Origin of the sequence: Paenarthrobacter sp. TYUT067, assembly GCF_023656375.1 — a bacterium.
GTDB lineage: Bacteria > Actinomycetota > Actinomycetes > Actinomycetales > Micrococcaceae > Arthrobacter.
The window spans coordinates 248,418-268,244 of the sequence record NZ_JAMOIT010000003.1; the positions used below are offsets into that span (position 1 = coordinate 248,418).

Here is a 19,827-nt window from a genome sequence, read left to right on the forward strand (position 1 = left end):
TTGTTCTAGCGAGTCTCGACACCGTTCGTTGATAAGTGCTAAAAATGTCATAGCAAGGTTCGAATATGTGTTCTATAAACCTGATGCTGAAGCTGGATGTTCGAACAAAGCGTTCGAACATCCGGGGCAGGCCCAGGGGAACACAAAGAATTGGCAGCCAGGCACCGGGCATCCCGGAGCGTGGCAATAGCTCAGAAGGGCTCAGCTCATGTCCGCAGTCACTACGTTCGCTGATTTCCGTACTACCCAGGCACCCGCTCGCCTGCGCCTGACCCGAAGGGGACGGATCGTCTTCTTCGGCATCCCGGCCATGCTGTTGGTTGCAGCGTTGCTGAGTCTTGCCGGATTTATCAACTCCCCGGCCAAGGCAGCCGACTCGCAGTCCCAACTGCGTCCGCCTGTTGCCGTCACTGTTACAGTCCAGCCAGGTCAGTCCCTCTGGGGCATCGCCGGCGCTGCCGCTCCCGAGCGTGACCCCCGCGACGTCATCGCCGAGATCATCCAGCTCAACGACCTCCGGGGCGGCCGCATCCTGCCCGGCCAGCAGCTGTTCGTCCCTGCAAACTGATCCCTCGGCACCCGCAGAAATCAAGGGTCGGGCGTCACAGTTAGTCGGCAGTCCCGGCCGCCCCTTAAACTGGGTTGGTGAGTGACCAGCTTGAGCGACTTGACCGACTTCCCCTTCGGACCAACCTGCGTGGATTGAGCCCCTATGGCGCACCGCAGCTCGATGTCCCTATCCTGCTCAACGTCAACGAAAACACTCATGGCGTCCCCGCAGATGTCCAAGCCGCCATCACTGAGGCCGTGGCCGCTGCGGCCACCGGGCTGAACCGCTATCCGGACCGGGAGTTCACCGAACTTCGTGAAGCCTTGGCCGAGTACCTTGGCCACGGGCTTTCCCCGGACAACATCTGGGCGGCCAACGGATCCAACGAGGTCCTGCAGCAGATCCTCCAAGCCTTTGGTGGACCCGGCCGCAAGGCATTGGGCTTTCCTCCCACGTACTCCATGTACCCCCTGCTCGCGAGTGGCACTGACACCGAGTATGTCCGCGGAGTCCGCGCGGAAGACTACGGGCTGGACGCCGAATCGGCCGCTGCTCAGGTCCGGGAAACGGGCGCCAACATCGTCTTCCTGTGCTCGCCCAACAACCCCACAGGTACGGGCTTGGGATTGGACGTCGTGGAGGCTGTTTACGAGGCCGGCGAAGCCAGCCAGGCCATGGTGATCGTGGATGAGGCCTACCACGAGTTCGCACACGACAACACGCCGAGCGCCCTGACCCTGTTGCCCGGACGCGAGCGTCTGATCGTCTCGCGCACCATGAGCAAAGCATTCGCTTTGGCGGGCGCCAGGCTCGGATACATGGCGTCAGCCCCGGAAGTCACGGACGCCATCAGGCTGGTCCGTCTCCCATACCACCTCTCTGCCGTGACGCAGGCAACGGCCCTCGCTGCGCTGAATCACCGCGAAGCCCTCATGGCCGACGTCGAGGACATCAAGGTCCAGCGCGACAGGATTGTGACTGAACTGCTCCGCATGGGCCTCCAGCCTGCTGCTTCGGACTCCAACTACGTCTTCTTTGGGGGACTGGAGGATCCACACACTATCTGGCAGGGCCTGCTGGACGCCGGCGTGTTGATTCGCGACGTCGGTATCCCGGGGCATTTGCGTGTCACCGCTGGAACCGAGCCGGAAACTACTGCGTTCCTGGAGGCCTTGGAAGCCCTGCTGGACGGCACCGCGCCGCACCACGCCTAAACTTGTTCCTAGACCTAACCCACCCCTCCGTGTATAAGGATGTCCCAATGAGCGAAACCGGCGCCGCGCCGACCGCTGCCCGCACCGCGCGCATGGAGCGCACCACCAGTGAGTCTTCGGTCCTGGTGGAGATTAACCTGGATGGTTCAGGCGTCTCGGATATCAGCACTTCGGTTCCGTTCTACGACCACATGCTGACGGCTCTGTGCAAGCATTCCCTGATTGACATGACCGTCAAAGCTACTGGCGACACCCACATTGACGCCCACCACACGGTGGAAGACGTCGCCATTACCTTCGGCGAGGTCCTCCGAACGGCGCTGGGCAATAAAGCCGGTATTCGTCGCTTTGGTGAAGCCACGGTTCCTTTGGACGAAGCCTTGGCGCACGCCGTCGTTGATGTTTCCGGACGACCCTACCTGGTGCACGGTGGCGAGCCGGTCGGACAGGAATACCACCTGATCGGCGGACACTTCACGGGATCGTTGACCCGTCACGTTTTTGAAGCAATTACGCTTCACGCCGGAATCTGCCTCCACATGAACGTCCTGGCCGGCCGCGACCCCCACCACATCGTTGAGGCCCAGTTCAAAGCCTTTGCCCGCGCGTTGCGTGCAGCTGTTGAGTCCGATCCCCGTGTGGAGGGCATTCCCTCCACTAAGGGCGCACTATGAGCGGCCAGATTCTGAACAATGGAGCCGTGGCCGACGCCATAGCGTCCGTAAAGCCGGAGTCGCCTGAAGGCAAGCCAACCGTCACCGTGTTGGACTATGGATCGGGCAACGTTCGCTCTGCCGTCCGCGCCCTCGAACGTGCGGGCGCGCACGTGGTGTTGAGCTCCAAGCCTGAGGACGTGCTCAACGCTGATGGTCTGGTGGTGCCCGGAGTTGGTGCCTACGAGACCGTGATGAAGGAACTCAAGTCCGTTGATGCCATCCGCATGATAGGGCGTCGGGTTGCCGGTGGCCGTCCTGTGCTGGCCATCTGCGTGGGTTTGCAGGTTCTCTTCGAAGCCGGAGTTGAGCACGGCACCGAGTCCGAAGGCATGGCTGAGTGGCCAGGCAAGGTTGAGCTCCTTCCCGCTCCAGTGGTGCCGCACATGGGTTGGAACACCGTGGACGTCCCCGAAGGCTCAAAGCTGTTCGAAGGTGTTGAACAGGAACGCTTCTATTTTGTGCACTCTTACGGAGTCCAGGAGTGGAACTTCGACGTCGTTCAGCCCCGTATGGCTCCTCCCATGGTGACGTGGTCCGAGCACGGTGCACGCTTCATTGCCGCAGTGGAAAACGGCCCGCTCTGCGCCACGCAGTTCCACCCGGAGAAGTCAGGGGATGCCGGGGCCCGGCTCCTGCGAAACTGGGTGGATAGCCTCCGTAAGCCCGCTTCGAAAGAATCCGGAAGCGGTGCCGCCTAGATGTGGTGGTCGGTATTACTTATGGGCCTCGCCGGCCTGCTGGTAGGTGGGGGGATCTCCTTCCATCAGCAGAAAAAGCCGCGTTGGGTTTCTATTTCTTTCTACGTGCTGGCAGGGATGTCCCTCCTGGCCGCCTATCTCCTGACGCTGGGAAACTGAACCAGTCGTTCAACTAGCCGCATCACCCTTTTCGAACTTCAAGGACACACATGACCTCCTCCGCCCAGTCCGTTCTGGAACTCCTGCCGGCCGTTGACATTGTTGACGGCCAAGCGGTCCGCCTCCTCCAAGGAGAAGCAGGCTCGGAAACCAGCTACGGGACCCCGCTGGAAGCAGCACTGAACTGGCAGAACGCCGGTGCCGAATGGGTGCACATGGTGGACCTCGACGCAGCTTTCGGGCGTGGAGACAACGCCGCGCTCATCAGCGAGGTGGTGTCGCAGCTCGCCGTCAAGGTGGAGCTCTCCGGCGGACTGCGGGATGACGAGTCTCTTGAGCGTGCACTGGAACTGGGTGTCGCCCGCGTGAACCTTGGAACCGCGGCGTTGGAGAACCCCGAGTGGACCCGCCGTGCGATCGACCGCTTTGGTGACAAGATCGCCGTCGGCCTTGATGTCCGCGGCACAACGCTTGCCGGACGCGGTTGGACCAAGGAGGGCGGCGACCTCTGGGAGGTTCTTGCCCGCCTCGAGGATGCCGGCTGTGCGCGTTATGTAGTCACCGACGTCACCAAGGATGGAACCCTTCAGGGGCCGAACGTGGAACTTCTGCGCCAGATGGTTGAGAAGACCGGTAAGCCTGTGGTCGCCTCCGGCGGTATCTCCAGCCTGGAAGACCTCCGTGTCCTGCGCGAACTGGTCCCGCTGGGTGTGGAAGGTGCGATTGTTGGCAAGGCTCTCTACGCCGGTGCCTTTACTCTGCCCGAAGCACTGGACGTTGCCGGCCGCCGCTGATGCCTCATAACGCAGGTCACCAGCACGGGGATCAAGGTCAGGCCAGGCGCGAGCTACCCGGCCACATCGCGGCTGCGTTGGCCGGCGCCGGGGGAGCTACGGACTCTGCAGGCCAGCCCTGGGCCGGTAGGAGCCTCAGCGGTGACGACGCCAAGATCCACAATTTCGAGGACGACGACGGCTCAGCGGACCCCGGGTACGTAGCCGCCGTCGCGGCTCTGATCAACGGAACCGGCAGCGAGGCAGACGTTGTGGCCTCCTTGGCGACGGCACGGGTTTTCGTTCCGGTAGTTGCTCAGTTGGCTGAAGAAGCAGAAGGCGTTGACGGCCTGCACGCTGACAAGCAAGCGGATATGGCTTTGGTCACACTGAAGGCTCCTGATGGCCGCACGGCCATGCCGGTCTTTACCTCCGCAGCCGCTCTCGAGGCATGGCACTCGGAGGCCCGGCCGGTTGCCGTTTACGCCGCGCGTGCGGCGCTTTCGGCGGTATCCGAGGGCGCGCAGCTGTTGGTGCTGGATCCCGGTTCCGACTTTGCCTTTGTTGTGCGGCGCCCGGCCGTGTGGGCCCTTGCCCAGCAGAAGGACTGGACGCCGTCATACCTTGATGATCAACTGGAGTCAGCTCTCGCTTCAACGGTCTCGGCCTTTCAAACGGTCCGTCGCCTTGAGACGCAACCCGGCGGCGGTGTTGCGTCGCTGACGGCCGATGGCCGCCAGGTCTCAGGAGGCGGTGCGGGGCCGGAACTACGCGTTGTTCTTTTCCTTGAGGATGGACTCGACGCCGTAGCAGTGCAAACTCTCGTTGCCCAATTGAACGAGGCGTGGGCGCAAATGGATTCCTTTGCCGAAAGCGTTGATTCCATGGAAGTAAAACTGCAGCGTGCAGCACAGGAGCCCACGCAGTATTAACGGCAGTACCGGTTCCCCGGGGCTGCCCTGGGGAACAAGAGGATTTAGCCAGTGAACTTCGCTCTCTATAAAGAGATGCTGTCCATCCGACCTGTCCGGCGTTTGCTGATAGTGGGCATGATTGCCCGCATTCCGCACTCGGCTGCTGGCGTGCTGCTCACGCTGCACATCGTGCTCACACTTGGCCAGGGTTATGCCGCCGCCGGTGCAGCAGCTGCTGTCATGACCATTGGCATTGCGCTGGGCGCTCCTTGGCGCGGCCGCCGCGTAGACATGGTGGGCCTCCGCAAGGCGCTGATCCCTTCAGTCGTGTCGGAGACTGTCATCTGGTCGATCGTCCCGCATGTTTCCTACGAGTGGTTGCTGCCGCTGGTGTTCGTCGGCGGCCTTTTCACGCTGCCGATCTTCAGTGTCGTCCGGCAGTCTCTGGGCGTCATGGTCGACGGCGAGCAGCGGCGTTCGGCGTTCGCCCTCGACTCCATCGCCACCGAGCTGGTCTTCATGATCGGGCCGGCTGTGGGGGCAATCGTCGCCACCAGCGGTTTTTCGGCTATTGGGCTCACGGCCGTGGGCGTCTCCGTGTCCGTGGCCGGGCTGTTCCTGATGTGGTTCAACCCGCCCACCCGCAGCGAAGCGGTCTGTACTCCGCAGGAGTCCGCGGACCGGGCTGCAGCTGACCTGGTTGCTGCCGAGGCAGCGATGGTGGCGTCAGCGCCTGCCCACGTCCAGGAGGCGGCGTCGGAAATGGCGTCGTCGACATCCCGAACTGCAGGCCTTAGAAATCGTGTGGCCAGGAACTTTACGTGGTTCACCGTCTCTGTTGGTGCACTCTTCACTGTTGCTGCGGGATCGGGCATGGTGTTGAGCGGTTCCGATGTCAGCATCGTGGGTCTGTTGGAACGCGGCGGGCACCAGAATGAAATCGGTATTGTGTTCTTCTTCTGGTGCGCCGCGTCGGTGGTTGGTGGCCTCATTTACGGGTCCATGAAGCGGTCCATCTCGCCCATGCTCCTGCTGTTGGGCATGGCCGCATTTACTATTCCGATGGGATTTGCCCAGGACACCTGGACTCTGGCGTTCCTCTCGCTCCTGCCTGGCCTGTTGTGCGCCCCGGTCTTGTCTGCCTCTTCCGAGAAGGTGGCTGACCTCGTTGAAGAAGAGCGCCGGGGTGAAGCCATGGGCTGGTACGGCTCCGCGCTGACCGCAGGAGTCGCGCTCGGCGCACCTCTGGCCGGAGTCTTCATCGACACCGTTGGACCGTCCGGCGGGTTCGCGGCCGTGGGAATCGCCGGCGTCGTCCTGTGTGCGGCGGGACTCGTCCTGACGTCCTTGCGTCGCCGGGCAGCACGGGTCTGAAAAGCTCACCTGACGACGACGGCGGGTCGACCACCTGGTCGACCCGCCGTCGTAGTTTCTTGCCGTAGTTGGTGCTAGTTCACCGGTCCGGTGAACTTTTCGCCCGGGCCCTTGCCCGGTGCGTCGGGAATGAGTGACGCTTCGCGGAAGGCCAGTTGCAGTGAGCGCAGGCCATCGCGCAACGGACCTGCGTGCTGTGAACCGATCTCCGGGGCGGCTGCCGACACCAGGCCGGCGAGGGCGGTGATCAGCTTGCGGGCCTCGTCCAAGTCCTTGAGGTCCTCGGCATTGGGGTCATCTGCCAGGCCAACCTTGACGGCCGCCGCACTCATGAGGTGGACGGCGCCGGTAGTAATAACTTCCACGGCCGGAACTTCAGCGATGTCACGGATCTGCTGGGACACCCCGGCATCAACGGCGGGGGCGGCGTCTTCGCTATAGGAGTTACGGGAATTGCTGTCTTCAGTGCTCATACTGGTAAGCTTGTCACAGACCGACTGGAAGTCGTTATTCACAGGCAACATGCGCAATACATGCTCCCGCCTCACGCAATGTGCGCTTGGCGGGTTGTTTCTGTAGAATTGGTTTTCAGTTTGCAAGCGGAGTTCTCTCCCACCCGCGTCAGCCGCTCCCTTCGGGGACAGGATCCCTTTTCGGGACAAGAGGTTGCCGGGTACCTGGTCGGACGCTTTTGGAGGCACTGCCTCCGGATGCGTGTGCTTCCCTGGAGGAAGTGCTACCGATCTTCGAGGCCTTCGATTGCACCAGCAATTGGGGGCCTTCTCTATTTGCCGGTGACATCACCACAACCACAGGAGCTTTAACATTAGCGAGCCAAGAATCAATGAGCGTATCCGCGTCCCCGAGGTGCGGTTGGTCGGTCCTGCCGGCGAACAGGTAGGAATTGTCCGCATCGAGGACGCCCTGCGTCTTGCTGCCGAGTCCGATCTCGATCTCGTTGAAGTTGCCCCGCAGGCTAAGCCTCCTGTTTGCAAGTTGATGGACTTCGGTAAGTACAAGTACGAAGCCGCAGTGAAGGCCCGCGAGGCCCGCAAGAACCAGACCAACACGGTTCTGAAGGAAATCCGCTTCCGCCTGAAGATCGACAAGCACGACTACGAAACCAAGCGCGGACACGCACTTCGGTTCCTCGGTGCCGGCGACAAAGTGAAGGCCATGATCCAGTTCCGCGGCCGTGAGCAGCAACGCCCCGAGATGGGTATCCGCCTGCTGCAGCGCTTCGCTGAAGATGTTGCTGAGGTTGGCATCATCGAGTCCAGCCCGCGCATTGACGGACGCAACATGGTCATGGTGATCGGCCCCCTGAAGAACAAGGCTGAAGCCAAGGCTGAAGCGCGCCGCGCTACGCAGCGTGCTGAAGCCAAGGCGCAGAATGAAGCCAAGGCGTCCGGACGTGTTGACACCAAGGGCGAGCAGGCTCCGATGACTCAGAGCCTCGCTGACCTTCTGCCCGAGGGTTTCAAGGTCACCGAAGAGGAGACCACGCAGGAAGCGGCCGAAGCCCCCGAGGCCCAGGCATCGGTTACTGAAGAAGCTCCCGCTGCTGAGGAAGCAGCGGTTGCTGAAGAGGCCCCGGTTGCTGAAGAAGCACCTGCTCCGGATGTTGAAGAAGCACCCGTAGTGGAGGCGCCTGCAGTAAAGGCAGCGCCGGCACCGGCCAAAGCAGCTCCCGCCAAGGCAGCACCGGCACCTGCGAAGGCAGCCCCCGCCGCCAAGGCTGCACCAGCTGAAGCAGCTCCGAAGCCAGTGGTTCCGGCAGCCGCCCCGAAGCCCGCAGTTCCTTCGGCTCCGAAGCCCGTCGCCAAGCCGGCAGCTCCCAAGCCGGCAGCTCGGCCCGCAGCTCCCAAGGCTGCGCCCAAGCCAGCATCACGCAAGACCAACTAGTTCAACGCCGTGGAGGCTCCGCCTCCATCGGCAAGCAACCAGCACGCCGACCCTCGTAGGCCGGCTGCACGATAGAATCGCGGACTTGTCCGTGGATACGTAAGGAGATCGGTTCCCATGCCGAAGATGAAGACCCACAGCGGTGCTAAGAAGCGCTTCAAGCTGACCGGTACCGGCAAGCTGAAGCGTCAGCAGGCCAACCGCCGTCACTACCTGGAGCACAAGTCCTCCAGGCTGACCCGTCGCCTCGCCGGCGACAAGCTCGTCTTCAAGGGCGACGCCAAGGTCATCAAGAAGATGCTCGGCGTCTAAGTTCCAAGTTCTTTGGTTACTGCCATCCGGCAGGGACCGACTACACCAAAAGCCTTCTCAGGCCGGCCGGGTTTCCGGCAGTAGCAGCTTGGGATAAAGATTTCTGAAGGAGTACGCACGTGGCACGTGTGAAGCGGGCGGTAAACGCCCACAAGAAGCGCAGGGTTGTCCTCGAACGCGCAAAGGGTTACCGCGGTCAGCGTTCGCGCCTGTACCGTAAGGCCAAAGAGCAGCTGCTGCACTCGTTTGTGTACAGCTACGGTGACCGCCGCAAGAAGAAGGGCGATTTCCGTCGCCTCTGGATCCAGCGCATCAACGCTGCATCCCGCGCCAACGGCCTCACCTACAACCGTCTGATCCAGGGCCTCAAGGCCGCTGAGGTCGAGGTTGACCGCCGCATGCTGGCCGAGCTGGCTGTCTCCGACGCCAACGCTTTCGCCGCTCTGGTGAACATCGCCAAGGCAGCACTTCCGGCTGACACGTCCGCTCCGGCCGCTGCTGCTGCTCCCAAGGCTGCTGCTCCCAAGGCTGCCAAGGTTGCTCCGGCTGCTGCCACTGCAACCGCTGTCAAGGCTGTCGTTTCCGAGAAGCCGGCCATCGACGGCGCAGTTGCTGCTGATGGCGACGAGGCTCCGGAAGGCTACGCCATCAAGGGCAACGCTGAGTCCAAGAAGTACCACGTTCCGGGTTCCACCTGGTACAACACCACCGCTGCTGAATACTGGTTCTCCACGGTTGAGGCTGCAAAGGCTGCCGGCTTTGAGCCTGCAGGCGGAGAAGCCCGCCAGCAGATCAAGAACTAGTCGCAACTGCCACTAAAGTTCTTTATATGAACGAAACCGGGCGCCCGCAAGACTTTCCGATGACCAACCCCCGAGCTGATCGGGTGAGGGACGTCGCCAAGCTTGCCGGGCGCCCGGCCCGTTTAAAGCGCGGTCGTTTCCTTGCAGAAGGACCGCAAGCGGTGCGTGAGGCGTTGACCTTGCACCGTGAGCGCACCGCGGCCGGAGGTCCCGCCGTCGTGCATGAAGTTTTTGCCAGTGAAGCGTGCTTGGAGCGCCTTCCTGAGCTTGCCGACCTCGCACAGGGAACCCTGCTCCGGCTTGCCAGTGACGAAGTCCTTGCGGCCATGGCTGACACTGTAAACCCCCAGGGCATTGTTGCCGTGTGCAGCTTCGTGGATGTCAGCCTTGAGTCGGTACTCGACGCCGGTCCCCGCCTGATCGCGGTGATGTGCCAGGTGCGCGACCCCGGCAACGCCGGAACTGTGCTGCGCGCGGCCGATGCTGCCGGCGCCGATGCTGTTGTCCTCACCGGCTCGAGCGTGGACATCTACAACCCCAAAGCTGTCCGCTCTACTGCGGGTTCCCTCTTCCACCTGCCGGTTGTACTCGGCGCCGATGTTGACCAGCTCGTAGCGCAGTGCCGGGAGCGCGGGATCGGCATTCTGGCCGCTGATGGCTATGGATCCGTCAACCTGGACCAGCTGCAGGACGAGAATGCGGCGCGGAGACTCGGGAATGATTCCGTAGCTTCGGACTATGCCCTCGAGTCTCCTACGGCATGGCTTTTCGGTAACGAGGCACAGGGGTTGTCGGACGCCGAGCTGGCACTGGCTGATCACCGGGTGGCCGTACCCGTCTACGGGGCAGCTGAAAGCTTGAACTTGGGCACGGCCGCCACCGTGTGCCTTTATGCCAGTGCGCGTTCCCAGCAGAGCGCCAGGCCGGGGAATGTGTAAACAGCTCTAGGCTTTGACCACGTAGATTTAACGCAAAAGATGGGCTCCGCTACGGCGGAGCCCATCTTTTTGTTCCTGCGCTTTGTCTCGTCGCTAGGTGTTGGGCGGCGCGTCGGATCCGTGGCCCCTGATCAGGGGCGCGTCGGTTCCGCGGCGTCTGTAGGCGGAGACGTGACCAGGGGCTTTCTGCGCTCCAGCAGGCCGCTGAGCAAGGCGACTCCAAGGCCGAGGATGGCCAGCACAGCGCCCACCAACGCCGGAGCAACGTAGCCCCAACCCCAGGCAATAACAGTTCCGCCAAGGAACGCGCCGAGAGCATTGGCGATGTTAAGGGCTGAGTGATTCAGAGAGGATGCCAACGATGCCGCGCCAGGTGCAGCGTCCAGGAGTCGGGTCTGCAGGGCAGGGGTCAGCATGGAGCCGATGCCGCCCACTACGAACGCCATGATGAAAGCGGCCCAAGCCCAGTGCGCAGCGATGGCGTAAACCACCAGCGCTACGGCGATTCCCGGCATGACCCAGTAAATGGTGCCCATCACGGACTTGTCGGCAAGGCGTCCGCCAAAGATATTGCCCACCACCATGCCTAGTCCGTAGAGGGCCACGACGGCGGGGATCAGGTTTTCGGGTATTCCAGCCACGGATGTCATGGTGTGTGCGATGTATGTGTACACGGCAAAGAAGCCGCCAAATCCAATGACGCCGATCAGCAATGCCAGCCAAACCTGAAGCCGCTTGAGTGCTCCGAGCTCGCGCCGGATGCTCGCCTCCGGGTGGGCTGCTTCGAAGGGGACGAACTTCCACACCATGGCAACGGTCAAGAGTCCGATTGCGCCGACAATGACAAAGAGCAGCCGCCAGCCGAAGGTCTGACCCACCCACGTGGCCACAGGGACGCCGATGACGTTGGAGACCGTGAGTCCTGCCATCACCATGGAGATTGCCCATCCCCTCTTGGTAGGGGCGACGAGGCCGGCAGCGATGACGGCTGCCACTCCGAAGAAGGCTCCGTGGGGAAGGCCCGAAGCAAAGCGCGAGAGCAGCATGAAGCCGTAGTCGGGTGCGATGAAGGACGTCAGGTTCGCCACGGACAGGAAAAGCATTAGCCCCAGGGCAAGGTGCTTTCGGGGGAGCTTTGCCCCGAACGCTGCGAAGACGGGAGCGCCAATGACCACACCCAGGGCGTAAGCCGAGATGAGGTTGCCGGCCTCGGGGGTGCTGATGCCCAGCCCTTCCTCGATCTCCTTCAACAGGCCCATCATGGCGAACTCGGTGGTTCCGATGGCGAATCCGCCCATGGCCAGGGCCAGGATTGCCAGGCCAAGGTGGTTCCTTGCTGCTTTGGCGGTGGCGGACGGGGACACAGTGGTAGTCATAAGCCTGCTTCTTGAGGGTGCCTTGTGGGCTGGGGAATGCGGAGAAAAATCCGATAACAAGTTTAGTCCCGGGCCAGTGACTTGGGGCCGGTTTGTGACGATGCCCATGGTCCGGACCACCATAGACTGTTGCGGTGACTGGATTGATAAATGTCGTGGGCGCCGCCGTCGTCGACTCCCTGGAGGCCCCGACCCGCCTGCTGGCCGCACGCCGCACAGCACCACCCCAGTTTGCAGGGATGTGGGAATTTCCGGGTGGCAAGGTGGAAACCGGAGAAACAGCGGAGGATGCCCTGCACCGGGAGCTCGCCGAAGAACTGGGAGTTCAAGTGAACCTGGGACCGGAGCTGGAGTCCGGCAACATCGTCGGGTGGACGCTCAACGAGCGCGCTGCCATGCGGGTGTGGTTTGCCGAACTGACAGCGGGGGAGCCGCGGCCCCTGGAAGATCACGATGAACTGCGCTGGGTGTCGTTAGCTGACAGTGACCAACTACTCGGTCTTCCGTGGATACCGGCGGACCTGCCCATAGTCCGGGCCTTGCTGGACAGGGTTGCCGCTCCAGCGTGAGAACAAACGCTTAGAAGAGCGGCTGTTGCTCCGGGAGGGGAGCACTGACTCGCGCGGGGGCCGCTGTGGGACCGGAAGCGCCGCGGGCATTCCGATGGCTGAATCCAGACGTCCCAGTGAAGCCGTACTTCGCCTTGAAAAAGGTGATCCTTCCTGTGAGCCAGGTGCGGTACTCCTTGGAGGCATAGGATCCCTGGCCATAGAGCCGCCGGTACTTACCCACAAGTTCCGGATGCTGGGCGGCCAGCCATTGCATGTACCACTCGCGTGTTCCGGGCTTGAGGTACAAAGCGCCCGCGGTGACTCCGGTGGCTCCAGCCTTGGTCAGTTCAGTGAAGAGGGAGTCGAGTGCTTCGTCCGAGTCCGTGAGCCACGGGAGAATCGGCATGGCCATAACGCCGCATCCTAGGCCAGCGTCTCGAAGACGGGCGATGAGCTTCAAGCGCGCCCTGGGAGAAGGAGTGCCGGGCTCGATCAGTGCAGCCAGATCTTCGTTGGTCATGGCCAGAGAGATGCCCAGGTCCACAGGCACTTGCGTAGCTGCGTGCTTGAGCAGTGGAATGTCCCGCGCCAGCAGTGTGCCTTTGGTCAGAATGGAGAATGGTGTTCCTGAATCGGCAAGGGCCCGGATGATTCCTGGCATGAGGGCGTAGCGGCCTTCTGCGCGCTGGTAGGGGTCTGTGTTGGTACCCAGGGCCACTTGCGGACGTTGCCAGGAGGGTCTAGCCAGTTCTTTGCGGAGAACTTCGGCGGCGTTGATTTTGACCACCACTTGCGAATCGAAATCCCGGCCGGCGTCGAATTCCAAGTACGTGTGGCTCTTGCGGGCAAAGCAGTACACGCAGGCATGGCTGCAACCGCGGTACGGATTCACGGTCCACTCAAACGGCATGTTGGATCCGGTTGGCACCTTGTTGAGCACTGACTTTGCGGTGACCTCATGAAAGGTGACTCCCGAGAACTCGGGTGTTGAGATGGAACGCACAAGCCCGGCCAGTGGCAACAAGGCATCCAGTGCCGGGGCAGGGCCCGGAGCCTGAGTGTCACTGGTTTCTGACGCCGGTCCACGCGAAGGTGACAATGCTTGTGCGTCCCATCTCATGGACTCTATTCGAAGGTATGTTCGAATGAATGTCAAGGCCTTGAGACCAATGACCGGATCACAGGGGCTGGCGCATTGCTAAGGTTGGCCCCATGATTCTGCTGACCGGCTTCGAACCTTTTGCTGAGGACACTGTGAATCCTTCGTGGCTGGCAGCGCGGCGGGCGAGGGAGTTGCTCGCCGCGGAAGGCATCACCGTTGAAGCGGTGGAGCTGCCGTGCGTCTTTGGCGAGTCGGCAAAGGTTCTCACCGATGCCATAGCCCGTCTGAACCCTGACATAGTGGTCTGCACTGGCCTTGCCGGAGGCCGTGGACGGATTTCCCTGGAACGCGTCGCCATCAACTGCGATGACGCCCGGATACCGGACAACAAAGGGCAGCGCCCCCTTGATGAAGAGGTCGTCCCGGGCGGGCCTGCGGCATACTTCTCCAGCTTGCCCATAAAAGCTGCGCTCCGAAACCTCCAGATCGCGGGAATCAAGGGAGAAGTCTCACAATCTGCCGGCACCTACGTGTGCAACCACATCTTCTATGCGCTGATGCACTCGTTGGCAGCCAAGCCCGGTATCCGCGGCGGATTCGTCCACGTCCCCTATCTGCCGGAGCAGCTTCCGGAAGGCAGCGCAACGCCGTCCATGCCGTTGGAGACGATGGCAGAAGGAATCGCCGATATTGTCAGGACTGCCCTGCACGCGCAGGCCGATGTGAAATATTCGGCCGGGGCTATCCGCTAAACAAGCTCCCATTCAACCCGGATGCTCGCCGAAACCGAGGACTCTCCAGCTTCCACGGGCATGGACTCCGCAGTGAAGGATGCCCTCACCATTCCACCCAAGGGTATGGGGCCGCCGTGCAGCGGCTCCTGGGAGATGGAGACCACCTTCCCAAGCCGGGACGAAGCCAGCGATGCGTACTGTTCGGCTCGGGCCACAGCATCCTGCCACGCCGCCTCCTGCGCCTGGGCAGTGACGGAAGAAGAATCTGCAAAGCCTTGTTCTATCCCGTTAATCCGGATCTCGTCTCCGCCGGCAGCAACAGCGGCAGCGATCGCAGCTGGAGCGTCCGCCTGGGAACGGATGCCCACCTGCAGATCGGTGGAAGCCACGTAGGCTGTCACTTTCTGACCTTGCCCCTCCACCCAGACAAGGTCTGCGCGAAGGTTCAATCCGCTCGTTCGAAGATCCACGGCGGAAACACCCGCACCCCGCAAACTGGCTGCAACAGCGTTGGCCGTCTTGCCGGCGTCGTCATAGGCTTCAGCGGCCGTGCCGCGGCGCGTTTCCACACCGAGCGTCAAGGTCACCAAATCCGGAACAGCCTTCGCGCTCGCGGTTCCCGTGACAGTGATGGTTCGGTTCATGCTTCGGCCTCGATTCGCTGGCCCCCAGGGCTGCCCTGCCGGCGGGGGTGAGTGTCAACGTAGCCGCCAGCTGCAAGGCCGGCCTGCCGTTCAAAGAAATTCCTCGACGCCGGATTCCCGCTTCGAAGCATGGACCAACCAGCGGCGATGCCGTAAAGGGCCAGGAAGGGAAGGCCGAGACAGTACGCGTACTGGGTACTGTGCCGTTCCTCATGGCCCAAGAGCACTGTGTTGCTTCCGGCCACGCCCTGCGGCGCCCGGTACAAGATGACGTTGCCCAGGGTAAAAGCGCCGGCGTGTGGGAGTTTCCAGTGATATCCGGCAGCGATCAGAAGCCCGCGGGGGCCGCTGGACACGGCACACCGGGACGCAGCTGCCACCACCAATCCCAACGGCGTGGAGAGGTTGAGGACGTTTGCGATCTGCCGTACGCGCTGCGCGGGAGTCATGAAGCCATGCTAACCCGGTGGTGTATGGCGCGGCACGGGGTATGGACGTCCCCGACGGTGCCACCGTGGTGGATTACGAGGATGAGAAGTACAAAGGCAAGCGGATCACCGCTGCCAACCTGGACCCAGCCAAGCTGGCGGAGTCGTCCAGCTCCGAGAGCCCCTTCGAACTGAAAAGGGACGGGGACTTCTACGTCATCTCCATGGGCGGAGTGACCGGCGGTGAAAGCGGCGACTCCTCATCATCCGCCATGGCGAAGTCCATGTTCGACGAAGCGTCTGTGAAATTCACTTTCCCGGGCAAAGTGGTGGAGGCTAAAGGTGCCACAGTTGATGGCAACACGGCCACGTTTGACATGCTTTCCGTCAATGAGTCAGTGGTCCAAGCCAAGGCAGAGGCCAACGCTGCAATTCCGATGTGGATCATCTGGATCCTCGTGGCAGTCCTTGTCATTGCCGCCGCGCTTGTCCTTCTGTTCGTCCTGTTGCGCAAGAGGTCTTCCCGGCAGGAACCGGCGCTCGCCGGTGCAGCTCCGTATGGACAGCCGGGTTATCAGGCACAGCAGGACCATCCGGTCCAGCCGGGCCAGGAGGGCTACCAGCCCCAGCCCCAACCGCCGGCCCAGCGCCCCCAGCAGGACTGGGCAGGGCAAGGTTACACTCCGGGTGCGCCGGCTCAGCAGCCCGCCCCACCGCCGGGCCAAACGCACGGCGACGGCCCGGTACCTCCGCCGCCGCCGGCACCGCCCGCTTCCGGCGCCTAGGCGCTGCCGGATTTCTGGGACAGCTACTGCCCCTCAGCGGTTCCCGCCGGGTCATGGGCTGTACAAATTCGCGGCGGTTAAATCCCGACTGTGAGGTTCAACTAGACTGAAGGGTAGTGCCTGCCGTCCGCGGCGAGCACTACCCTTTCGTTTTGCAGGCCTGCCTTGCCAGGCCGTTCCCTACTCGTAGCTAAGAACAGTAGATGACTGACACTTTGCCAGGCGCTGCCATCCCGAATCCGCTGGATGAAGCCGCCATCACCGCCGCCGTCGAGGACGCCATTGCTGCTATTGCGGCTGCTTCCTCCCTTGAAGAACTCAAGGCTGTCCGCCTCGCCCACACCGGTGAGAAGTCGCCGCTGAGCTTGGCCAACCGTGAAATCGGTGGCCTCGCCAAGGAACACAAGGCTGCCGCCGGCAAGCTCATGGGTTCATCCCGTGGCCGGGTCAACCAGGCGCTCGCAGCCCGGACCCAGGTTCTCGAAGCCGAGAACGACGCCCGCATTCTGGTGGAGGAAACTGTGGATGTCACGGCGGGTCCGCGTCGTCGGCGTGCCGGTGCACGGCACCCACTGTCCACGCTGCAGGATCGCGTCTCGGACATCTTTGTTGGCATGGGTTGGGAAATCGCCGAAGGCCCCGAGGTGGAGTCCGAGTGGTTCAACTTTGATGCCCTGAACTTCAAGCCGGACCACCCGGCGCGCGAAATGCAGGACACGTTCTTCGTGGAGCCACCCGAAGCCCACTTGCTGATGCGCACGCACACGTCCCCGGTGCAGGTTCGTTCCATGCTGGAACGCGAAGTGCCCATCTATGTTTTGTGCCCGGGCAAGGTGTTCCGCACCGATGAACTCGATGCCACGCACACGCCTGTCTTCCACCAGTTCGAAGGGCTGGCGATCGACAAGAACCTCAGCATGGCGGACCTCCGTGGAACGCTGGAGCACTTCGCCCGCCAGATGTTCGGCGACGACGCCTCCATCCGCCTGCGGCCCAACTACTTCCCGTTCACCGAGCCGTCCGCGGAGCTCGACATCTGGCACCCGGGTGCCAAGGGCGGTCCGCGGTGGATCGAGTGGGGCGGCTGCGGCATGGTCAACCCCAACGTCCTCCGGGCAGCCGGCATCGATCCGGACATCTATTCAGGTTTTGCCTTCGGTATGGGCATAGAGCGCACGCTCATGTTCCGCAATGAGGTCGGCGATATGCGCGACATGATCGAAGGCGACGTACGTTTCAGCGAGCACTTCGGGATGGAGATCTAACAGTGCGTATCCCACTTTCCTGGCTGCGTGAATTCGCGCAGGTTCCGGCCGATGCAACGGCCGAAGACGTCATGGCTGACCTGGTCAAGGTTGGTTTCGAAGAAGAAGAAGTCCACCGTCCCACGGATGAGCTGACGGGTCCCGTTGTGGTTGGCCAGGTTCTGAGCCTGGTCAAGGAGCCGCAGACCAATGGCAAGACCATCAACTGGTGCCAGGTCCGCGTGGTTCCCGAGGGCCAGGAGCAGACCCTTACCGGCGAGGGCATTGATCCTTCCGGCGTGCAGGGCATCATTTGCGGTGCCCACAACTTTGTTGAGGGCGACAAGGTTGTTGTCACCCTGCCGGGCGCCGTTCTGCCCGGAAACTTCCAGATCTCGGCGCGGAAGACCTACGGTCACCTGTCCGCGGGCATGATCGCTTCCGTCCGTGAGCTGGGTATCGGCGACGATCACGACGGCATCCTGGTGCTCTCGCGCATCGGACTGGACCCGGAAATCGGCTCAGACGCGATGGAACTGCTGGGTCTGTACGACCAAGCAGCCGAAATCAACGTCACCCCGGACCGCGGGTATGCCTTCTCCATCCGCGGTGTGGCCCGCGAGTACGCCCACGCTACCGGAACGTCGTTCACGGACCCCGCGTCCAAGGTCAACGCACCGGCTTCCCTGCAGGGCGGCTACGGCGTCAAGCTCAACGACGACGCGCCCATCTACGGCAAGCCCGGATGCGACCGCTTTGTGGCCCGCACAGTCCGTGGCGTGGATGCTTCCCGTCCCACACCGCCGTGGATGTCCTCCCGCCTTCGCCTGGCCGGGGTCCGCTCCATCTCGCTGCCGGTGGATATTTCCAACTACGTGATGCTTGAGTTGGGCCAGCCCAACCACTGCTACGACCTGGACAAGCTCTCGGGCGACATCGTGGTTCGTCGTGCGGTGGCCGGTGAGAAGATCACCACCCTCGATGACAAAGAGCGCACGCTCGACGTCGAGGACCTCCTGATCACTGACGACTCCGGCGCCATCGGCATTGCAGGCGTCATGGGCGGTGCCCACACTGAGGTGTCCGATTCCACCACGAACATCCTGGTGGAAGCCGCGCACTTCGATGAGGTCTCCATCGCCCGGTCCCGTCGCCGGCACAAGCTGCCGTCCGAAGCTTCCAAGCGCTTCGAGCGCGGTGTTGATTGGCACGTTGCCAACATCGCTGCGCAGCGCGTCGTTGACCTCCTGGTGGAACTTGCCGGGGGTACGGCAGACGAGGCCGGGACCGATGTCGGAACCCCTCCTGAGGCTGTCACCATTGAACTGCCCGCCGAGTTCGCCGCCGCCCGGATCGGCATCGATTTCACCGAAGAGCAGATCACCACATCCTTAGTGGACCTGGGTGCAACTGTGGAGAAGACGTCGTCGGGTTACGTTGTGACCGCTCCGAGCTGGCGCAATGACCTCGAAACCAAGGAAGACCTCTCCGAGGAAATCGCCCGGCTGGTGGGCTACGACAACATCCCTTCAACGCTTCCGGTGGCGCCTCCGGGCCGTGGTTTGAGCCGCAGCCAGCAGCAAAAGCGCCGGGTAGTCCAGGCTTTGGCTGATGCAGGACTCACAGAGGTGTTGTCCTACCCGTTTGTCTCCAAGGCCGCCAACGACACCTTTGGCGTTCCAACTGAAGGTGAAGCCCGGCCGGCCCTCAAGCTGGCGAACCCCATCAGCGAGGAACAGGGATACCTCCGGACGTCCATCCTGCCGGGCCTCATAGAGGTTGCCCGCCGCAACCACTCGCGTGGTTTCCGCGATTTGGCTGTGTACGAGGCAGGTTTGGTGTTCCTCCCGGGCGAAACCCTGGGCACGGATTCCATCCCGCCGCTGGGCGTCAAGCCTTCCGATGAGGTTCTGGATGCACTGTACGACGGCGTCCCGCACCAGCCATTGCACATCGCCGCTGTCCTGACCGGACATGATTCACCGGCCGCTGCGACGCACACGCCTCGGGCGTGGGATTGGGCAGACGCTGTTGACGTGGCACGCCTGATCTCCGATGTTCTGGGCGTGGAATTGGTTGTCAGCCAGGGAAGCCACCAGGCGTTCCACCCTGGCCGTGCAGCTCAGCTCTCGCTGCGCAACGGCGACGTAGTGGGCTACGCCGGCGAGCTCCACCCGAAGTTGCTGGCTGCGCACGACATGCCTGCCCGCTCCGTGGCGCTTGAGGTGAATGTGGAAGCGTTGTTCGAAGCTGCTGCTGACGTGATCGTGGCCAAGCACATCTCCGGATTCCCTGTTGCGACGCAGGACGTCGCCTTGGTTGTCCCGCAGGACGTGCCGGCAGACCAGGTTCTGGCAGCGCTGCGTGAAGGCGCAGGCCAGCTCCTCGAAGACGTTGCGCTGTTCGATGTCTACGCGGGTCCCGGCATTGAGGAGGGCAAGAAGTCGCTCGCCTTTGGCCTGCGTTTCCGCGCCGATGACCGTACTCTGACTGCGGATGAGGCATCCGAAGCCCGCGCTGCAGCCGTTGCTGTTGCGGCCGATCGGTTCGGCGCGACCCAGCGCTAAACGCCGCTGTCGAGCAAATCCCCGGAACCATATGGTTCCG

At 62.6% G+C, this 19,827-nt stretch carries 21 protein-coding genes; 16 read left to right on the plus strand and 5 right to left on the minus strand.

The genetic code is table 11. The features are described 5' to 3' along the window. The first annotated feature begins 208 nt into the window (after positions 1-208). The 7 genes from MOD31_RS04120 to MOD31_RS04150 all read left to right on the plus strand — a co-directional run bounded on the left by MOD31_RS04120 (position 209) and on the right by MOD31_RS04150 (position 6,398). A complete protein-coding gene (locus MOD31_RS04120; protein WP_024820374.1) occupies positions 209-568 on the plus strand; it encodes a LysM peptidoglycan-binding domain-containing protein in 360 nt (119 codons plus the stop codon). A gap of 77 nt (positions 569-645) precedes the next feature. Beyond that, on the plus strand, positions 646-1,764 hold the full coding sequence (locus MOD31_RS04125) for a histidinol-phosphate transaminase (protein WP_250819915.1): 1,119 nt from the start codon (positions 646-648) through the stop codon (positions 1,762-1,764). Positions 1,765-1,811: 47 nt separating this feature from the next. Continuing rightward, the gene (hisB, locus tag MOD31_RS04130; protein WP_223942242.1) at positions 1,812-2,438 is read left to right on the plus strand and encodes an imidazoleglycerol-phosphate dehydratase HisB; all 627 of its coding nucleotides are present in this window, start codon (positions 1,812-1,814) and stop codon (positions 2,436-2,438) included. Further along, positions 2,435-3,178 (plus strand): imidazole glycerol phosphate synthase subunit HisH, encoded by a 744-nt coding sequence (gene hisH / locus MOD31_RS04135; protein ID WP_142939620.1) that lies wholly within the window; start codon positions 2,435-2,437, stop codon positions 3,176-3,178. Before hisB ends, hisH begins: the two co-directional genes overlap by 4 nt. Before the next feature lie 209 nt (positions 3,179-3,387). Continuing rightward, complete coding sequence (gene priA / locus MOD31_RS04140) at positions 3,388-4,131, plus strand: bifunctional 1-(5-phosphoribosyl)-5-((5-phosphoribosylamino)methylideneamino)imidazole-4-carboxamide isomerase/phosphoribosylanthranilate isomerase PriA (protein ID WP_142939619.1); 744 nt, start codon at positions 3,388-3,390, stop codon at positions 4,129-4,131. Next, positions 4,131-5,042, plus strand: coding sequence for an SseB family protein (locus tag MOD31_RS04145; RefSeq protein WP_166842806.1), 912 nt, complete (start codon positions 4,131-4,133; stop codon positions 5,040-5,042). Before priA ends, MOD31_RS04145 begins: the two co-directional genes overlap by 1 nt. Positions 5,043-5,093: 51 nt before the next feature. Then, positions 5,094-6,398, plus strand: coding sequence for an MFS transporter (locus tag MOD31_RS04150; RefSeq protein ID WP_166842805.1), 1,305 nt, complete (start codon positions 5,094-5,096; stop codon positions 6,396-6,398). Positions 6,399-6,472: 74 nt separating this feature from the next. Here MOD31_RS04150 and MOD31_RS04155 read toward each other — a convergent pair whose 3' ends face one another. Next, the gene (locus tag MOD31_RS04155) at positions 6,473-6,871 is read right to left on the minus strand and encodes a DUF1844 domain-containing protein (RefSeq protein ID WP_142939616.1); all 399 of its coding nucleotides are present in this window, start codon (positions 6,869-6,871) and stop codon (positions 6,473-6,475) included. Between the two features lie 394 nt (positions 6,872-7,265). On the opposite strand from MOD31_RS04155, the gene infC reads away from it, so the two are divergent. The 4 genes from infC to MOD31_RS04175 all read left to right on the plus strand — a co-directional run bounded on the left by infC (position 7,266) and on the right by MOD31_RS04175 (position 10,356). Beyond that, positions 7,266-8,303, plus strand: coding sequence for a translation initiation factor IF-3 (gene infC, locus MOD31_RS04160; protein WP_238703447.1), 1,038 nt, complete (start codon positions 7,266-7,268; stop codon positions 8,301-8,303). 117 nt (positions 8,304-8,420) lie between these two features. Beyond that, positions 8,421-8,615 carry a 50S ribosomal protein L35 gene (gene rpmI / locus MOD31_RS04165; protein WP_011774324.1) on the plus strand — a complete coding sequence of 65 codons (195 nt, stop codon included), beginning with the start codon at positions 8,421-8,423 and terminating at the stop codon, positions 8,613-8,615. Positions 8,616-8,734: 119 nt separating this feature from the next. Continuing rightward, the gene (gene rplT / locus MOD31_RS22040; RefSeq protein ID WP_142939614.1) at positions 8,735-9,418 is read left to right on the plus strand and encodes a 50S ribosomal protein L20; all 684 of its coding nucleotides are present in this window, start codon (positions 8,735-8,737) and stop codon (positions 9,416-9,418) included. Positions 9,419-9,444: 26 nt separating this feature from the next. Further along, a complete protein-coding gene (locus MOD31_RS04175) occupies positions 9,445-10,356 on the plus strand; it encodes an RNA methyltransferase (RefSeq protein WP_166842804.1) in 912 nt (303 codons plus the stop codon). Between the two features lie 131 nt (positions 10,357-10,487). Here MOD31_RS04175 and MOD31_RS04180 read toward each other — a convergent pair whose 3' ends face one another. After that, positions 10,488-11,732, minus strand: coding sequence for an MFS transporter (locus tag MOD31_RS04180; protein WP_142939612.1), 1,245 nt, complete (start codon positions 11,730-11,732; stop codon positions 10,488-10,490). Positions 11,733-11,866: 134 nt separating this feature from the next. On the opposite strand from MOD31_RS04180, the gene MOD31_RS04185 reads away from it, so the two are divergent. Further along, positions 11,867-12,301: a (deoxy)nucleoside triphosphate pyrophosphohydrolase gene (locus MOD31_RS04185; RefSeq protein ID WP_142939611.1), complete on the plus strand. Its 435-nt coding sequence runs from the start codon at positions 11,867-11,869 to the stop codon at positions 12,299-12,301. Between the two features lie 10 nt (positions 12,302-12,311). On the opposite strand, the gene MOD31_RS04190 is transcribed toward MOD31_RS04185, so the two are convergent. Continuing rightward, positions 12,312-13,403 carry an Rv2578c family radical SAM protein gene (locus MOD31_RS04190; RefSeq protein WP_250819916.1) on the minus strand — a complete coding sequence of 364 codons (1,092 nt, stop codon included), beginning with the start codon at positions 13,401-13,403 and terminating at the stop codon, positions 12,312-12,314. A gap of 92 nt (positions 13,404-13,495) precedes the next feature. Here MOD31_RS04190 and pcp point away from each other — a divergent pair, with 92 nt between their 5' ends. Further along, positions 13,496-14,137, plus strand: coding sequence for a pyroglutamyl-peptidase I (pcp, locus tag MOD31_RS04195; protein ID WP_250819917.1), 642 nt, complete (start codon positions 13,496-13,498; stop codon positions 14,135-14,137). Here the strand turns inward: pcp and MOD31_RS04200 are convergent. Further along, positions 14,134-14,763: an SIMPL domain-containing protein gene (locus tag MOD31_RS04200; RefSeq protein ID WP_166842801.1), complete on the minus strand. Its 630-nt coding sequence runs from the start codon at positions 14,761-14,763 to the stop codon at positions 14,134-14,136. The genes pcp and MOD31_RS04200 overlap by 4 nt on opposite strands. Further along, the gene (locus MOD31_RS04205; protein ID WP_250819918.1) at positions 14,760-15,212 is read right to left on the minus strand and encodes a hypothetical protein; all 453 of its coding nucleotides are present in this window, start codon (positions 15,210-15,212) and stop codon (positions 14,760-14,762) included. Before MOD31_RS04205 ends, MOD31_RS04200 begins: the two co-directional genes overlap by 4 nt. 41 nt (positions 15,213-15,253) lie before the next feature. Here MOD31_RS04205 and MOD31_RS04210 point away from each other — a divergent pair, with 41 nt between their 5' ends. The 3 genes from MOD31_RS04210 to pheT all read left to right on the plus strand — a co-directional run bounded on the left by MOD31_RS04210 (position 15,254) and on the right by pheT (position 19,787). Next, entirely contained in the window at positions 15,254-15,976 is a 723-nt protein-coding gene (locus tag MOD31_RS04210) for a hypothetical protein (RefSeq protein WP_250819919.1), read from the plus strand. A 203-nt stretch (positions 15,977-16,179) separates the two neighbouring features. Further along, positions 16,180-17,241 carry a phenylalanine--tRNA ligase subunit alpha gene (gene pheS, locus MOD31_RS04215; RefSeq protein ID WP_142939605.1) on the plus strand — a complete coding sequence of 354 codons (1,062 nt, stop codon included), beginning with the start codon at positions 16,180-16,182 and terminating at the stop codon, positions 17,239-17,241. Positions 17,242-17,243: 2 nt separating this feature from the next. Beyond that, positions 17,244-19,787, plus strand: a complete 2,544-nt coding sequence (pheT, locus tag MOD31_RS04220) for a phenylalanine--tRNA ligase subunit beta (RefSeq protein WP_250819920.1) — start codon at positions 17,244-17,246, stop codon at positions 19,785-19,787. The last annotated feature ends 40 nt before the right edge of the window (positions 19,788-19,827 follow it).

Bases quoted from the DNA above. Each gene is read 5' to 3' on its own strand.
- MOD31_RS04120 (WP_024820374.1), top strand. From the start codon at position 209: ATGTCCGCAGTCACTACGTTCGCTGATTTCCGTACTACCCAGGCACCC.
- hisB (WP_223942242.1), top strand. From the start codon at position 1,812: ATGAGCGAAACCGGCGCCGCGCCGACCGCTGCCCGCACCGCGCGCATG.
- hisH (WP_142939620.1), top strand. From the start codon at position 2,435: ATGAGCGGCCAGATTCTGAACAATGGAGCCGTGGCCGACGCCATAGCG.
- priA (WP_142939619.1), top strand. From the start codon at position 3,388: ATGACCTCCTCCGCCCAGTCCGTTCTGGAACTCCTGCCGGCCGTTGAC.
- MOD31_RS04145 (WP_166842806.1), top strand. From the start codon at position 4,131: ATGCCTCATAACGCAGGTCACCAGCACGGGGATCAAGGTCAGGCCAGG.
- MOD31_RS04155 (WP_142939616.1), bottom strand. From the start codon at position 6,871: ATGAGCACTGAAGACAGCAATTCCCGTAACTCCTATAGCGAAGACGCC.
- rpmI (WP_011774324.1), top strand. From the start codon at position 8,421: ATGCCGAAGATGAAGACCCACAGCGGTGCTAAGAAGCGCTTCAAGCTG.
- MOD31_RS04175 (WP_166842804.1), top strand. From the start codon at position 9,445: ATGAACGAAACCGGGCGCCCGCAAGACTTTCCGATGACCAACCCCCGA.
- MOD31_RS04180 (WP_142939612.1), bottom strand. From the start codon at position 11,732: ATGACTACCACTGTGTCCCCGTCCGCCACCGCCAAAGCAGCAAGGAAC.
- MOD31_RS04190 (WP_250819916.1), bottom strand. From the start codon at position 13,403: ATGAGATGGGACGCACAAGCATTGTCACCTTCGCGTGGACCGGCGTCA.
- pcp (WP_250819917.1), top strand. From the start codon at position 13,496: ATGATTCTGCTGACCGGCTTCGAACCTTTTGCTGAGGACACTGTGAAT.
- MOD31_RS04200 (WP_166842801.1), bottom strand. From the start codon at position 14,763: ATGAACCGAACCATCACTGTCACGGGAACCGCGAGCGCGAAGGCTGTT.
- MOD31_RS04205 (WP_250819918.1), bottom strand. From the start codon at position 15,212: ATGACTCCCGCGCAGCGCGTACGGCAGATCGCAAACGTCCTCAACCTC.
- MOD31_RS04210 (WP_250819919.1), top strand. From the start codon at position 15,254: ATGGACGTCCCCGACGGTGCCACCGTGGTGGATTACGAGGATGAGAAG.
- pheS (WP_142939605.1), top strand. From the start codon at position 16,180: ATGACTGACACTTTGCCAGGCGCTGCCATCCCGAATCCGCTGGATGAA.